The organism is Pseudomonas uvaldensis, assembly GCF_021271205.1.
In the GTDB taxonomy this organism is placed as follows: domain Bacteria; phylum Pseudomonadota; class Gammaproteobacteria; order Pseudomonadales; family Pseudomonadaceae; genus Aquipseudomonas; species Aquipseudomonas uvaldensis.
Window position 1 is genome coordinate 36,291 of the sequence record NZ_JAIWKS010000012.1, and the last position, 16,046, is coordinate 52,336.

Here is a 16,046-nt window from a genome sequence, read left to right on the forward strand (position 1 = left end):
CGGGCGCATGGACCATCAAGTGAAAATCCGTGGCTTGCGCATCGAGCTGGGGGAGATCGAAGCGCGCCTGACCGAGCATGACGAGGTCCGTGAAAGCGTGGTCATCGCCCAGGACGGCACGCTGCTGGTGGGCTATGTGGTGCCGCAGTCGCCAGCGTGGCTGGGCGGCGACGGCACTGTCAGCCAAGAGCTGGAGCAGGCGTTGAAGGCCCACTTGAGCCAGAATTTGCCCGACTACATGGTTCCACAGCACTGGTTCGTGCTGGAGCGCATGCCGGTCAGCCCTAACGGCAAGTTGGAGCGCAAGGCCCTGCCGCGCTTCGATGCCAGCCAGGCGCAGCCAGGCTTCGCGATGCCGGAGGGCGAACTGGAGCAACGGATCGCCACTGTCTGGCAAGAAGTGCTGGACGTGGAGCAGGTCGGGCGCCACGACCATTTCTTCGAGCGCGGCGGTCATTCGCTGCTGGCGACCCAGGCGGTCTCCCGCCTGCGCAAGCTGACCGGCTATCCGCTGAGCCTGCGTGATGTGTTCGACCATCCGCAGCTCAAGGCGCTGGCGGCCCTGATGGCTGGCGCCGTAGAGGGGCCGGTGCGGGCCGGGGACTCCAACGGAATCCGGCTGGTGGCCCACGGACCGCGGCGTTCGGCGCCGCTGTCGTTGGTACAGCGACGGCTGTGGATCGCCGAACAGTTGTCCGGCGGCACCTCGGCGTACGGCATGCCCATGGCGTTGCGCCTGTGCGGCGAATTGTCGGTGGCGCGTCTGTTGGACAGCTTCGCCGAAGTGGTCCGTCGCCACGATGTGCTACGCACCGCGTACACCCAGGACGACGAAGGGGATCCGGTGGCGTTGATTGCCGATGAGGTTCGACTGGACTTCCCGGTGATCGACCTGTCCGGCCTTTCCCCCAGCGCCCAGCGCGAGCGGGTGGCCCAGGCGACATTGGAAAACGCGCGCATGCCGATCGACCTGGAGCAGGCACCGCTGCTGCGTGGGCGAATCCTGCACTTGGGACCGACCGAGCATGTGTTGCTGTTCGCCATGCATCACATCATCTCCGATGGCTGGTCCATGGGTCTGTTGATCAACGAACTGGTGCAGGCCTACGAGGCGTCCCTCAAGGGCGAACCGATGCCGCTGCCGCCCCTGGAGGTCCAGTACCAGGACTTTGCGTTGTGGCAACAGGCGCTGGAAGAACAAGGCGTATTGGCGCGCCAGGCCGAGTACTGGAAACAGCGGCTCAGTGGCTACGAGGGGCGTTTGAGCCTGCCGCTGGACAGCCCGCGTGGCCAGGCCGCGTCCTATGACGGCGATGCGCTGCAATTCCAACTGTCCACGACCTTGAGCGAGGCCTTGCGCCGGTTGTCGGGCGCGGCTGGCGTCACCTTGTACAGCACGTTGCTGGCCTCCTTCCAGGTACTGTTGCATCGCGTCTGCGGTGCGCAGGACGTGGTAATCGGGGTGGACGTGGCCGGTCGTGAGCGACCCGAGCTGGAGCGCCTGATCGGCTTCTTCGTCAACGTGTTGCCGCTGCGTTCTCGCCTTGCCGCCGACGCCACGTTCGCACGGTTCCTGGGGCAAACCCAGGAGGACCTGCTTGGCGCTCTGGAGCATCAGGATGTGCCATTCGATCAGATCGTCGACGTGTCCGGGGTCCCCCGCCACAAAGGCATGAACCCGTTGCTCCAGGTGTTGTTCGTGATGAACAACGTGCCGGTGCGCACCCGCTCCATGGCGGGGCTGAGCGTAGAGTTCCTGCCGGCGCTTGAGACCCATTCTAAATTCGACATGGCGCTGTTCGTTGACGAAGAAGAAGGGCAATTGCGCGGTAATTGGCAATTCGCCACAACCTTGTTCGGACACGAGCGCATTCAGTACCTGATCCAGGCCTGGACGGCCCTGTTGGAACAGATCGTCGCTGATCAGGACATTCAATTGGGAGCTATCAGCATGCCAGTCGACAACTTGGCGGCAGCCGTCAAGCCTGCCACCGTCCCGGGGCCCAAGGCCGATAAACTGGGCAAGTTTCTTAAACGCTCCGTGACACCGCTGGCCAAGGCCCGCCCGGCACGGGTGCGTGAATCGCTGGTGGCGGCGCCGCAGCGATTCCCGTTGATGCTGGAGCCGGCAGAGCCCCATCTGGATGTCATCGAGTGGATCCAGCAGAACCGGCCGTTGATCGAGCAGAAGCTGGCCGAGCATGCCGGCATTCTCTTCCGCGGTTTCGAGCTGGATGGCATCCAGGGCTTCGAAGCATTCGCCGAAGCCATACAGCCGGGCCTTTACGGTCAGTACGGCGACCTGCCCAAGAAGGAAGGGGGCAAGAACACCTACCGCTCCACGCCTTACCCGGAGCGCAAGATGATCCTGTTCCATAACGAGAGCTCCCATCAGGACCGCTGGCCACGCAAGCAGATGTTCTATTGCGAGCAGGCAGCGCCGGTGGGAGGTGCGACCCCGGTGGTGGATTGCCGGTTGATGTACGAAAAACTGCCGGCCGACCTTCGCGAGAAATTCGAGGACAAGGGCCTGCTCTACGTGCGCACCTTCACCGACAAGCTCGACGTGTCGTGGCAGCACTTCTTCAAGACCGAAGACCGCAGCGAAGTCGAGGCCCGTTGCCGGGCCGGCGGCATCCAATGGCGCTGGCTCGACAACGACGAATTGCAGACCCGCACGCCGGGGCCCGCGATCATCACGCACCCGGTCACCGGTGAGAAGTCGTTCTTCAACCAGGTGCAGTTGCATCACATCTACTGGCTGGACCCGGACGTGCGGGAGGACCTGCTGTCGATGTACGGCCTGGAGCGGATGCCCCGGCATGTCTACTACGGCGACGGCACACCGATCGAAGACGAGGTGATGGAGCGCATTGGCCAGTTGTACGAAGCCTGCGCGGTGCGTTTCGACTGGCGCAAAGGCGATGTGATCCTGCTGGACAACATGCTGGTGGCCCATGCCCGCGATCCGTTCGAAGGTCCCCGCAAGATCGTGGTTGCCATGGGCGACATGTACGACCGCAGCAGCCTGGAACATCCGCCGGCCGCTATGCAAACCGCCCAGGGCGCATTGAATACCGAGGAAGTCGGAGCATGAACGAGGTCATGATGGACGCACAGGATCCGGGTTTCGCCCTGACACCCGAGCAACAACGGGTACTGGAGCAGTTGTCGAACACGGCGACTTGTGGCGAGGCATTGCGCTGGTTGAAGGTGGGCATTGAGGGCGATCTCGATCCGCAGCGCTTGCAGGTTGCGTTGGATGCCCTGGTGGCGCAGCAGCCGATGTTGCTGGCGCGTCTGGTCAAGGTCGCCGGTTTCCACGGTTGGCGTCAGGTCGCCGCTACTGCCGGGCGCTTCCCGCTGGCGATACAGGCTGGCGAGCAACGGGTCGAGGACGCCCAGGCGCAGATCGAGGAATCGATGGGCCGTGCCTTCGTGGTCGGTGAATCGGAAGGCGTCCAGGCCGTGCTCCATCGCCTGGCGCCCCAGCGATGGCAACTGGTGTTGGGCATCGCTCGCCACAGTGCCGATGCACAAACCTTGAACCTGCTGCTTGAGCAAATCCAACAGGCCTATGCTGCGGCCCAGGCAACGGATGACGAGCTGCCCGGCGAGTTTGCCCAGTACCTGGAATGGCGCAGTGAAGTGGTGCTCGATGAAGACGCTGCCGCTGCGCGGACCTACTGGCAACAACATCTGCAAGGCGTGCAGGCGGATATCGCCACGCCATGGCTGGCTGAACGCGGTGCCAGTGCAGAGGCGGGGGTTGCCGACACGCGGGTATCGCTGGCACTGGCGCCTGCTCAGGGTGACGCTTTGCAGCGTTTGGCCGAGCAGCTCGGCCAGCCGTTGGCCACGCTGTTACAAGGCGCGTGGTGGCTTCTGCTGGGCCGTTTGAGCGGTCTGGAACAGGCCCTGGTGGGCGTGCGCCATGACAGCCGCGAGGACTATGAGTATTTCGCCCATGCCCTGGGTATGTTCGAGAAAACCTTACCGTTGTGGCTTTCGTTGCCTGCCACCGCGCCGTTCGATGAGTGGTTGGGAGCGCTGGCGGCGCGCCTCGAAGAACATCGCACCTGGCAGGAGTACTGGGCGCCGGAACTGTCGCCCGGCGCAGCGCGTCCGGCCTATGGCTTTACCGTGGGACAGGCTATTCCCGCCGGGCACATGGGCGGCTTGAACTGGGTCGCATCGGAGTGTACCGAGGGCCAGGCCGATGCGTTCGAGCTGCTGCTGCAGGTTCAGTTGCACGCTGATCAGCGGCTTGCCGCCATCGATCTGTGTTACGCCGGTTCGCGTTATTCGCCAGCCTCGGCCAATGCCCTGCTTGAACAGTACGGCGTGCTGCTGGCCTCGATCCTGGCGGCACCGCGGACGGCACTGGCCCAGCTCAGTCTGCTGGGGGCCACCGAGGAACAGCGCCTGCGGGCGATCAACCCGACGATGCAGGCGTTGGCGGATAACCGTTACCTGCCACAGCGCATCGCCGATCTGGCGATCCGAACGCCCGATGCCATCGCCCTGAGCGATGCCCATGGGCAATTGAGCTATCAACAATTGCAAGCCCGGGTCGAGTCTGTAGCGCGAGGCCTGAAGGCGCGGGGGCTGGAGGCCGGTTCGATTGTCGCCCTGGCCCTGCCGCGCTCGGCGGACCTGGTGATTGCGATGCTGGCGAGCTGGCGCTTGGGGGCGGCGTATCTGCCGCTGGATGCGCAGTGGCCCCAGGCGCGCCAGGCGTTGATGCTGGAACAGGCCGGCGCGACGGTGTTGCTGACCGATGCGACGCGTCTGCCGATCTGGCAGGAACAATCGTACATGGCGCTGACCCTGGCTGAGCTCGGCCAGTCGACGGTGCCGTTGCCCGCACTTGCCACTCGGGGCACCGACATCGCTTATGTGTTGTTTACCTCCGGCTCGACCGGCGTGCCCAAAGGCGTGGTGATCGAGCATCGGCAATTGCTCAACTACACCGCCCAGGCCAGCCAGGCGTTGGGGCTCGAGCAGTGCAGGAGCGTCGCTTTCAGCTCCACCGTAGCGGCGGACCTGGGCAACACGACCTTGTTCGGTGCGCTGTTCAACGGTGCGGCATTGCATGTGGCCAGCGATGAGCAGATGCAGGACGGCGCGTTGTTCGCCGAGTACCTGCGACACCACGCCATCGACTGCCTGAAAATCGTGCCGTCGCACCTGGCAGCGCTGCTCGACAGTGAGCGGGCGGTCCTGCCGCGGACCGTGATTCTGGGTGGCGAACCGATTGCGGCTACGTTGGTCGAGCGCATCGCACGGGTGCGTGGCGATTGCCGGGTGTTCAACCACTACGGGCCGACCGAGGCCACGGTGGGCGTGATGATCCATCCGTTATCGCTGGACGGCGCCGCCGACGATTGTTCGGCGCTCAGCCAAGTGCTGGGCAATAACCAGGTGTACGTGCTGGACGCCGACCTGCGCCTGGCGCCGGTGGGCCTGCTGGGCGAGTTGTACCTGGGCGGCGCGCAGCTGTGCCGGGGGTATCTGAACGCCGAAGCCGACGGGCAAGCATTCATCCAGAGTCCCTTCGATCCGGCGCAGCGGCTGTATCGCACCGGTGACCTGGCGCGTTATCGGGCGGACGGTGCGATACAGCTGCACGGCCGGCGCGATCAGCAGATCAAGGTGCGCGGGTTCCGTATTGAACTGGCGGAAATCGAGGCCGAGCTGCTGCGCCTGCCAGGGGTGGCCGAAGCGCAGGTGTTGCCGGCCGCGTCGACCGAACAGGGGCTGCTGGCCTTTGTGGTGGCGCAGTCGGGGCCGTCGGCGGGCTTGCTGGACGCCGTGCGTGCCGGCCTGAGCGCGCGCCTGCCCAGTGTGATGGTGCCGGCACACCTGCAACTGATCGAGCAATTTCCACGGTTGGCCAACGGCAAGATTGATCGCAAGGCGTTGCAACAGTTGGCCGGTGCAACGGCGAATGACGAAGACGCCGCGCCACGGGATGCGCTGGAGCAACTGCTTGCCACACGCATGGCGCAATTGCTGGGGCTTGAAAGCCTGGGCATCGACCGCGACTTCTTCGCCGCCGGGGGGCATTCATTGCTGGTGATCAAGCTGGTGGCCGGCATTCGCAAGTTATTGCAGTGCGACATTCATCCGGGGCTGGTCTTCGATCATCCGACGGTGGCGTCGCTGGCGTCGGCCATGCGGGCGTTGGAAAGCAGCCCGGGACAATTGGAAAAAATGGCCCAGGTGCGCTTGCGCATGGAGGCGATGAGTCCCGAGGAAAAGGCCCGCCTGACCGAACAGGCTCGGCTACAACACGCCACTCGGGTCGCGCAAGGCACCTGACCCGACAGGATCGCAAAGCAGGGAAAAAGGCCGTCGCCTCACCGCGTCGGCCTTTTTTTAAATTTTGTTACGTGAATGATAAATAAACTCATTCCGGTTTTCTCCAGGTGCTGCGTCTTACTAACGTGTGTAGGCAAATCGGGTCGGGCAGGGCAGCCCAGGCAGCGGATTTGTCCAGCAGGAAAATTGCCGTCGTCCAGCCGGATGACCGCGCCCGGGGAGGGGCCGGTCAGCGCGCACTGATCCATTGCCAAAGGCAGTCGGCAGGGCGGGTTCACGGGTACTGGCGAGCGGTGGGCCCTCCGGCCCCATGACCTTTCACTTCTACCAATAATAGAGAGCACGATGTCATCCATTCATGAGTTGAAACCTCTGTTCAAGGCACTCGTCATGTCCCGCGGCCTGCGTTCGCGTCGGATGTTGGCCGGTCTGGGGTTGGTTTGCGTTCTGCCACTGAGCGCCCAGGTGATGGCGGAAGACGTCAGCATCGACATTCCCGCGCAATCGCTGCCCAAGGCGTTGCAGGCGTTCGGCCAGCAGACCAATCAGCAGGTGATCTACAACGCCGACGATATGGCGGGCCTGAAAAGCAACCGCGTCAGCGGAAAGATGAGCCCGCAGGCGGCCATTGCCGAATTGCTCAAGGGCACGGGCGTGAGCTACAGCGTGGAGGGCAGCACGTTGATGCTGGTGCGGGGTTCCTCGGCGGGAGGCCTGGAGCTGGGGGCGACCACAGTGAAGGCGACAGCACCGGACGCGACGACCGAAGGCAGTCAATCCTACACCAGCAACGCCGTGACCATTGGCAAGGGCACCCACACCCTCAAGGAAATCCCCCAGTCGGTCACCGTGATGACGCGTAAGCAGATGGACGACCAGAACCTGGTCGATCTCAAGGACGCCGTCAACCAGACCACCGGCGTCGTTGGCCTGCAGGGCGTTGGCCAGGGCATGATCCTGTCGTCGCGCGGTTTTCAGATCGACGATTGGCAGTACGACGGCGTACCGATCCCGCGCAACACCTATTCGTTGGGCAACTGGGCGACCCAGGATCTGATCTTCTTCGACCGTCTGGAGATCCTGCGCGGCGCTTCCGGCCTGCTGCAAGGCACGGGCAGCCCCGGCGGTGCCGTCAACCTGGTACGCAAGCGTGGCCAGAGCGCCCCGACCGTGACCCTGACCGGCAAGGCCGGCTCCTGGGACCACTATGGCCTGCAACTGGACGCTGGCGGCCCCTTGAACGAGGCCGGCACTATCCGCGGTCGTATCGTCGCCGACGAAGACCAGAGCAATTCCTTTATCGATCATGCATGGAACAAGACCCACTCGCTGTACGGCGCGCTGGACATCGACCTGAGCGAGGCCACCACCCTGGGCCTGGCGGTCAGCCGGTCCGAAGGCGAATCCCGCGGCAACATCCGCGGCCTGCCACGCTACGCCGACGGCTCGATGCCGGACGTGTCGCGTTCGACCTACACCGGCGCGCGCTGGAATCGCTCCGACATCAACGTCACCACCACCTATGCCGATCTGGAGCACCGCTTCAACGAAGACTGGGCGTTCAAGGTGGGCGCCGTACACATGACCGAGGACAACCAGGCGAAAAACCAGCGAGTCCAGCGGGGCGGTGGTCTGTTGCCCGATGGCAGCGGTGTGCAATATGCCGACTTCGTGACCGATTTCCAGTCCGAGAAGTCCGGTCTGGACATGAACCTGACCGGCAAGTTCGAAGCCCTGTCGATGCAGCAGGAAGTCATGCTGGGCGGCAACTACTCTCAGTTGGAGACCGATGACAAATACGCCCGTACCTTCAACAACACCAACGACTCCATTTTCGATCTGGACAATGACCGTCCGGACATCAGCTATGACAGCCTGATCAATGCGGGTGGCTTGGGCGTCCTCAGCAAGTACGATGTCCGCCAGAAAGGCCTGTACGGCACCTGGCGCGTCAAGCCGGTGGATGACCTGACGCTGATCCTGGGCTCCCGGGTCAGCTGGTATGACTTCAGCTACAAGTCGAAAAACCAAAGGTCAACCGGGATCACACGCAACGAGCCCAGCACCTCGACTGAAACCGGAGTGGTCACGCCGTACGCCGGTATCGTCTATGACCTGAGCCGTGAATGGGCGGTGTATACCAGCTACACCGATGTGTTCCAGCCACAGACCAATATCGATGCCAGCGGTTCGGTGCTCAAACCTGTAGTCGGAAAAAACTACGAGGTCGGTCTCAAGGGTGAATTGATGGACGGTCGGGTCAATACTTCCCTTGCGGTCTTCCGCTACGACCATGAGAACCGCGCCGTCAATGACGGCGGCTCGGGGTGTGGAGGCTTCGGTTGCTCTACAGCCTCTGGCAAAGTGCGCAGCCAGGGCATCGACGCCGAAATCAGTGGCGAAGTGATCGACAACCTGGAGCTGTTCGCCGGCTACACCTACAACACCACCAAGTATCTGGAAGACCCGAACAATGAAGGCAGTGTCTTCAGTACCTGGACGCCGAAACACATGCTGCGCGTATGGAGCAACTACCAGTTCACCGGTGATTGGAACCGCGTCAGTGCCGGCCTGGGGTTCACGACCCAAAGCCACACGCTGGTTTACGACCTTGACCGCGACGTACCGGGCTATACCGTCTGGAATGCTCGTGTGGGGTATCAACTGACGCCTGAAATCAATCTGGCGGTCAATGCCAATAACCTGTTCGACAAGACGTACATTACGTCGGCTTACAACCAGCTCAACGGCAACAACAACTTCGGTGATCCGCGCAATATGATGTTCACCGTGAAGTACACCCCGCAGTTCTGATCCCATCAATAAAAAACCGACCCGCCTGAGTGCGGGTCGGTTTTTTTATGGCTGAAGGGTTGGTGGGCAAAGCGCTGTGGCGATCCCGCCTTATGGGCTGACGGTACTGCCCATGAAGGTCTCGACCAGCGAGTCCAGCAAGGCGTCATCGAAGATCATGCTACGGTGGCGCAACGGCGAGTGCACCGAACCGTTCAGCTCACCGGTCAGGCTGTGCGCCTGGATCAGGGCTTCGCAGAAGGCCAGTTCTTCCGGAGTTTTTTCCGCCTGCGTCCACCAGCAGCTGGGACGGACCCGCACCGGCTTGAAGGTGTACCCATCGAAAGCTTCCAGCAAACGATCATGCACCGAGAACGCCTGGGCGTTCATGACCTCTTCCTTGACGCTTTGCACCACCGACAGCAAATCGCTGCGGCCTGGCTCGATCTGGCTGGCGGCCCAGTCATGGAAGGCCTTGGCCGTGCTCTCGGGATGTTCACGCCGATACGCCGCCGTGCGCTCCGTAAGTGTCGGAAACAGCAGGTCGAAATACTCGATGGCCTCGATCAGATCCTGGGACGCCAGGTCGGTTTTTTCCTGGCCGGGCAAATGCCGATGACGCGGCAACTCTTCAGGGTACAGGTGCTCAGGGATCGTGCTGTCCACCAGGCCCAGGAAACCGACGGTATGGCCCTGGCTTTCCAGCATCGCGGCGATGTCCAGGGCAATCGTGCCGCCCAGGGACCAGCCCATCAGGTAGTACGGGCCTTGGGGCTGGGCCTTGACGATTTCCCGGCTGTAGTCGGCAATCATCTCGCCCCAGGCCTCGGGCCCCACATGGGGTTCGCTGAAGCCGCGGTGCATGACGCCGAAGGTGCGCGCCCGATTCTGCAGTTTGCGCGCCAGGGGTTGGTAGCAGAACACGATGCCGCCGCTGGGGTGCAGGCAGAACAACTGGGGCGCGCTGGCGGGGGCGCTGTTCAAGGCGACCAGGCACTGGGCTTGCTCGCGATGCTTCTGCGAGATGAACAGGGCCAGTTCGGCGATGCTCGGATGGCTCAGCAACTCCTGCAGACGCACCGTGATATCCAGGCGTGCCTTGAGGCTGGCGATCAGCTCGATCGCCAGGATCGAATGCCCGCCCAGCTCGAAGAAGCTGTCGTCGATGCCCACGCGCTCGACCCTGAGGGATTGCTGCCAAAGCTGCGCCAGGGCCTGTTCCAACTGGGTGCGAGGCGCCACGTAGCGCGATTGGCCGAGGTTGGCGTCGGGCTCCGGCAAGGCCTTGCGGTCGAGCTTGCCATTGGCATTGAGGGGGAACCGGTCGATGAACAGCAGGTGGCTGGGCACCATGTAGTCCGGCATTTGCGCCTTGAGCGCGGCCAACAGGCTTTCGCGCAGTTCCGGGGTGGGCTGCGCGGCAATCACATAGGCGACCAGTTGCAGGCCGCCGGGGCCGTCATGGGTCAGCACGACGGCATCCTGCACCGGCGGCAGCGTTTGCAGGCGCGCCTGGATTTCGCCCAATTCGATGCGGAAGCCGCGGATCTTGACCTGATGATCCAGACGCCCGATGTATTCGATGCTGCCGTCGGCACGGTAGCGTGCGAGGTCGCCGGTGCGGTACAGGCGTCCACCCGGCAGCGGATCGAAGGGGTCGGGAATGAAGCGGCTGGCGGTCAGGTCAGCGCGCCCGTGATAACCACGGGCCAGGCCGGCCCGACCGACATAGAGCTCACCGGTGCAGCCTTTGGGAACAGGGTTCAAGTGAGCGTCGAGCAAATACCAGGACAGGTCGACAATGGGCTCGCCGATAGGGCTCGCGGCCTCGCTATCCAGGTCTTGCATCGACAGCGGTCGCCAGGTGACATGGACGGTGGTTTCCGTGATGCCATACATGTTGATCAGCTGTGGCGTCCGGTCACCGAAGCGTTCGAACCAGGGGCGCAGGCTCTGCACATCGATGGCTTCACCGCCGAAGATCACCTGCCGCAAATGCTGATCAAGCGGCTGCCGTGACGCACAGGCGACCTGCGACAACGACTTGAACGCCGACGGTGTCTGGTTCAGCACGGTGACACGTTCGTGGCACAACAGGGCATGAAAATCTTCCGGCGAACGGCTCACGACATGGGGCACGACGACCAGCCGGCCGCCATGCAACAGCGCGCCGAAGATCTCCCACACGGAAAAGTCGAAGGCGTAGGAGTGGAACAGGCACCAGACGTCCCGGTGGTCGAAACTGAACCAGCGGTCCGTGGCCTGGAACAGACGGGTGACGTTGTGATGCGCCAGCAACGCGCCTTTGGGCTGGCCGGTGGAGCCTGAGGTGTAAATCACGTAGGCCAGGTTATCCGGGTGCACCGGCACATCCGGGTTGTGCTCGGGACATCCGTCATCGACGTCCTGCGGATCCAGCGACAGACAGACCGTACCGGCGGGCAACGCCAACGAATCACGCAGATGCGCCTGGGTCAGGACCTGCGTGATGCCGCTGTCCTGGATCATGTAGGCCAGGCGATCGGAAGGATACGCCGGGTCCAGCGGCACGTAGGCGCCGCCCGCCTTGAGAATCGCCAGCAGGCCGATGATCATTTGGGGTGTCCGTTCTGCGGCGATCCCCACCAGTACATCGGGCCCGACCCCTTCGGCGATCAGCCGATGGGCCAAGCGGTTGGCCTGCCGGTTGAGGTCGGCATAGCTCAGGTGTTGCCCTTCGAAGGTCAAGGCAATCGCGTCGCCCGTGGTGGCCGCGTGGCTTTCGATCAGGTGGTGCAGGCATCGCTCGCGGGGCAGTTGGGTCGGTTGCCGGTTCCAGTCGTCCAGGATCTGTTGGCGCTCCCGGGAACTCAGCAGTTGCAGTTCGCCCAATGCACATTGCGGGGTGTCGATCAGGCCCTGCAACAGGTTTTGCCAGTGCTCGGCCATGCGCTCGATGGTCGCCGTCCGGTAGAGATCACGGCTGTATTCGAACGTCGCCAGTAATTGCTGCGGTGAATAATCGATATCCAGCGACAAGTCGAATTTGGCCTGATTGTCGCCGGTGGGCAGAAATTCCAGCGCCAGTCCATCCTGGATCGACATCGATGTCGTGGGCGTACCGGTGCGCCAGTTGAACAGGACCTGGAACAGCGGGTTGGAACTCTGTGTGCCGGGGCGTTGCAATTGGTCGATGATCAGTTCCAGCGGGTAGTCGGCATGTTCAAGCGCCGCCAGGGATTGCACGCGCAGGTCGCGAAGAAAATCCAACACGGTGCGCGTCGAATCGAGCTGCGCCCGATAGACTTGGCTGCTGACGAAAAAACCCACCAGCTCCTGGCTTTCAGGGCTGTTGCGGTTGGCGTTGGGGACGCCGACGGTGAAATCGTTCTGGTTGGCGTACCGGCCCAGCAACAGTTGCCAGGCGCCTAGCGCCACCACGAACGGCGTGAGCCCCTGGCGTCGGCAAAACGTCTCCAGGGCCTGGGCCAGGGCCGGTGCAAGTGTCACCTGGACGCGTCCGGCCATGTGCTGCTGGCTCGCGGCGCGAGCGAAATCCTGAGGCAATTCGAGAACGGGCAGGTCATGGCCCAGGCACTGGCGCCAGTAGTCGCCGCTGCGCTGGCAGGCCGTGCTCTGCAGGTATTCGCCTCGTTGGTGGGCTGCGTAGTCGGCGTATTGCAGGGGCAAGGCCGGCAACGGTGAAGCGTCGCCGAGCAGGGCGCGGGCGTAGGCCTGGGTCAGGTCCTGCATAAGAATCGTGTTGGACCAGGCGTCGGAGACGATGTGATGCATGTTCAGCAGCAATACATGTTCAGCGCTGTCCAGTCGCAGCAGCGTTGCTCGCATCAGTGGCGCATGGCTGAGGTCGAAGGGTTGCCGGGCGTGCTGCTCGATGCGCTGGGCGAGCTCGATGGTCCGTGCCTGTTGGCCGAGCGCGCCAAGGTCATCGCGCTGCAGGACCAGCCTGGCGTTGCGTTCGACCACCTGGGCCGCCACGCCATCGATTTCAGTGATCGCGGTGCGCAGGATGTCGTGGCGGTCAATGACGCGGTTGAGCGCCTGTTCCAGGGCGTCGGCATCGAGCTCGCCCGTCAGGCGCAGGGCCCTTGGCAAGTTGTAGGCCGAACGGGTCGGGTCACGCTGGTGCTCCAGCCACAGGCGTTGCTGGGCAAAGGACAAGGGCGCCCGGTCCAGGCGGGGCCCTTCGGGCATGCCGTCCTCGGCCTCATCGAGCAGTAGCGTCAGCAGATCATCATCTAGCAGTTCGTTCATGGTGTTCTCGCGGTAGACAGCATTGCGTCGGGACGGCTCAGGCAAAAGCCTGCGGGGCCTTTTCACTGATGACCCGACCGGCCTGCATCCGGACCAGTTGATCGGCAATATCGAAGTAACGGTCATCGTGGGAAATGACGATGATGGTTTTGCCCAGCGCCTTGAGTTCCGGCAGCAGTTGCGTATAGAACACCCGGCGGAACACCGGGTCCTGGTCGGCGGCCCATTCGTCGAAGACCAGCACCGGGCGGCCTTCCAGCCAGGCGTTGAGCAGGGCCAGGCGCTTGCGCTGACCGGTGGATAGGTCGGTGGTGCTGAACAGGCCGTCGTGGATGCTGACCTTGTGGGCGATTTCCAGGCGCTCCAGGTAGCGGTTGGCTTCTTCAGGCACCTGCTGGTCGCCCTGGACCAGTTCGTCGAACAGGTAGTAGTCGGCAAAAATGGTCGTGAACAACTGGCGATAATCGTCCCGTTGGGCGGCGGTTACCGGTTGGCCATCGAGCAGGATATCGCCACGTTGTGGGGGATAGAGCCCCAGCAGAAGCTTGATCAGTGTGGTCTTGCCGCCGCCGTTTTCGCCGACGATGAAGACGATATCGCCCTGGGCGATGGTCAGGTTGATCGGCCCGAGGGTGAAGGGTTGGCTGCCGTCGACCGCCGGGAAGGCGTAATGCACATCGCGCAGTTCGAGCTGCTGGATCGTCGGGCTGGGACTGTTCCTGTCATCGAGCAACAGGTGCGACTCTGGGGAGGAAAACTGCTCGGCCAGTTCGGCGATGCGCTTGAAGGCGATGTTGGCCCGGCTGATGACCGGCAAAGTCATCACCAGGTATTCCAGCGGGCCCTTCATGTACAGCAGCACCAGCACGAAGCCGCTGAGCACCGCCTTGTCGGTGCCCAGCCACAGCGATTGCAGGGCCAGGACCAGGCCGATGACCACGAAGAACAGCATCGAACCGAAGGTCTTGGCGACCACGAAGGTATTGACCGAACGGATGTTGGTCGCGCAGATGTCATCGGCGGTCGCTTCGATGCGCTGGCTGAACATGCGCTGGCGGCGGGGACGGTGGATGCGCAGTTCCTTGGCACCGGCGGCGATGGCGCTGTAGTGCTTTTGCAGGGCGTCTTCCGCCTCGCGGGCCGCTTCGAAGCCCCTGATGCCCCGGGCCCGGGCCACGTACTGGATGACGGTGCCGATCACCAGCGCCGCCAGCAGCACCGCGAACATCGGCAGTGACAGGTAGGCCAGGTAGGCCAGGCAACCAAGGGTGACGGTGAAGGCGATGGCCAGCGGAGCGAAGGAAAACGCGAAGTTGCTGACCATGTTGACGTCATGGGTCAACACCGGGATGAGCCGATGGCTGCGAAAGCGTTCGATCTGCTCGATGGGGGCCAGCAAGACTTTCTTGCCCAGAGATTTACGCAAGCTGGCGATGATGTTCTGGCCGACATGGTTGGTGCCGATGTCCGACAGAATCGAGGTCAGCAGCGCCGCCGCGCAGAGGCCCACGAACGTTGCCAGCACCTGCGGCGTGGGCTTGGTCGCGGCATTCAAGGCGTCGTTGATGGTGGCGAGCAGGGCGGTGATGCTCAGGCCACCCAGCATGCCGAGCAGAATCGACGCCACCACAATGAGCCGGAAAGGCTTGAGCAGGCTGAGCACTTCACGCAGGGCTCCGCGGGAGTTCGAGGTCATGGGGGATTCCCTTTTAGGGCCGGTGATGGCCGTGGTTCAAGGCGTTGGCGCGAGGCGGGAAAAATGCAATGAGCAGGGCGGTCATGGTTCACATATCCCGCGCCACGCGGAACCCCAGCCAATCGCCCCGTGCATCGGGATAGACCGCGTTGCGATTGCCCGAGCGAGAGAACACCGGCGCTTCGCCCCAGTCATTGCCCCGGATGCGCCGCGCCTTGCAGTCGCCGCTGAGCCAGGCGCTGCCGTCGCTCGGGGCGCCGTCGTAGTTGGGGTTGTAGCAGTCAGCCGTCCATTCGTAGACGTTGCCGTGCATGTCGTACACCCCGAAAGCGTTAGGCGCGAAGCGCCCGGCGGGGGACGTGAAGTTGTAGCCGTCGCCCGCGCCGTAGGTATTGGCGTGCTGGGCGATGCTGTAATCCTTGCCGTCATCGAAGGGGAAGGGGAACGGGCCGGTGCTGCCGCCGCGGGCCGCGTATTCACGCAACGACTCGCTGACCAGGCGGTATTGTTTCCCGGTCTTTTTCGACAACCACGCCACGTAGGCAGTAGCTTCGTCGAAATTCATGCACACCGCCGGGTGCATGTCGGTGTACTGCTTGCCCGGGTCGCTGCCCTGGTAGTCGGGAACGCCGGCCTTGCAGGCACGGCCGGGGCGCTTGTCGGCGTCGGGCATCGTGTAGCGGGTGTCCTTGAGGTAGGCGAACCATTCGCCTTTGAGCACCTGGAAGCGGCTGATGGCCACGGGCCTGGCGAATGTCACCGGGTGCATCGGTCCTTCATCGGGCTCGCGGCCGACTTCGTCGTCCGGGGTGCCCATGGTGAAGGTGCCACTGGGCAGCACCACCATTTGCGGGCAGTCCTTGCAGTCTCGGAATACCTGGCCCGGTTGTGACGCCTGGGCACCGGAGGGCAGCAGGGCGGTGAGTGTCAGTGCCGGGAGTAACTTCAGCGAAAAACTGTTCATCCATCTCTCTCGATT

6 protein-coding genes (1 of these 6 only partly in view) are annotated in these 16,046 nt (G+C 63.2%); 3 read left to right on the forward strand and 3 right to left on the reverse strand.

Features of this window, described 5'->3' with window-relative positions; translation table 11 throughout:
• The 3 genes from LCU97_RS22805 to LCU97_RS22815 all read left to right on the forward strand — a co-directional run.
• Positions 1-3,097, forward strand: partial view of a non-ribosomal peptide synthase/polyketide synthase gene (locus LCU97_RS22805; protein WP_232777851.1) — the end only. Its footprint begins 10,442 nt before the window's first position; only the last 3,097 of its 13,539 coding nucleotides appear in the window; the start codon falls outside the window, past its left edge; it ends in the stop codon at positions 3,095-3,097.
• On the forward strand, positions 3,094-6,324 hold the full coding sequence (locus tag LCU97_RS22810) for a non-ribosomal peptide synthetase (RefSeq protein WP_232777852.1): 3,231 nt from the start codon (positions 3,094-3,096) through the stop codon (positions 6,322-6,324). Before LCU97_RS22805 ends, LCU97_RS22810 begins: the two co-directional genes overlap by 4 nt.
• Positions 6,325-6,669: 345 nt before the next feature.
• Positions 6,670-9,138: a TonB-dependent siderophore receptor gene (locus tag LCU97_RS22815; RefSeq protein WP_232777853.1), complete on the forward strand. Its 2,469-nt coding sequence runs from the start codon at positions 6,670-6,672 to the stop codon at positions 9,136-9,138.
• Between the two features lie 90 nt (positions 9,139-9,228).
• Here the strand turns inward: LCU97_RS22815 and LCU97_RS22820 are convergent, their stop codons facing one another.
• The 3 genes from LCU97_RS22820 to pvdO all read right to left on the reverse strand — a co-directional run bounded on the left by LCU97_RS22820 (position 9,229) and on the right by pvdO (position 16,031).
• A complete protein-coding gene (locus LCU97_RS22820) occupies positions 9,229-13,371 on the reverse strand; it encodes a non-ribosomal peptide synthetase (RefSeq protein ID WP_232777854.1) in 4,143 nt (1,380 codons plus the stop codon).
• Positions 13,372-13,408: 37 nt separating this feature from the next.
• Positions 13,409-15,067 (reverse strand): cyclic peptide export ABC transporter, encoded by a 1,659-nt coding sequence (locus LCU97_RS22825; protein WP_232777855.1) that lies wholly within the window; start codon positions 15,065-15,067, stop codon positions 13,409-13,411.
• A gap of 88 nt (positions 15,068-15,155) precedes the next feature.
• Complete coding sequence (gene pvdO, locus LCU97_RS22830) at positions 15,156-16,031, reverse strand: dihydropyoverdine dehydrogenase (protein ID WP_232777856.1); 876 nt, start codon at positions 16,029-16,031, stop codon at positions 15,156-15,158.
• Positions 16,032-16,046: the final 15 nt, after the last annotated feature.

What these genes read in the sequence shown, in the direction of transcription:
- LCU97_RS22825 (WP_232777855.1), bottom strand. Translation starts at nt 15,067, where the DNA reads ATGACCTCGAACTCCCGCGGAGCCCTGCGTGAAGTGCTCAGCCTGCTC.
- LCU97_RS22820 (WP_232777854.1), bottom strand. Translation starts at nt 13,371, where the DNA reads ATGAACGAACTGCTAGATGATGATCTGCTGACGCTACTGCTCGATGAG.
- pvdO (WP_232777856.1), bottom strand. Translation starts at nt 16,031, where the DNA reads ATGAACAGTTTTTCGCTGAAGTTACTCCCGGCACTGACACTCACCGCC.
- LCU97_RS22815 (WP_232777853.1), top strand. Translation starts at nt 6,670, where the DNA reads ATGTCATCCATTCATGAGTTGAAACCTCTGTTCAAGGCACTCGTCATG.
- LCU97_RS22810 (WP_232777852.1), top strand. Translation starts at nt 3,094, where the DNA reads ATGAACGAGGTCATGATGGACGCACAGGATCCGGGTTTCGCCCTGACA.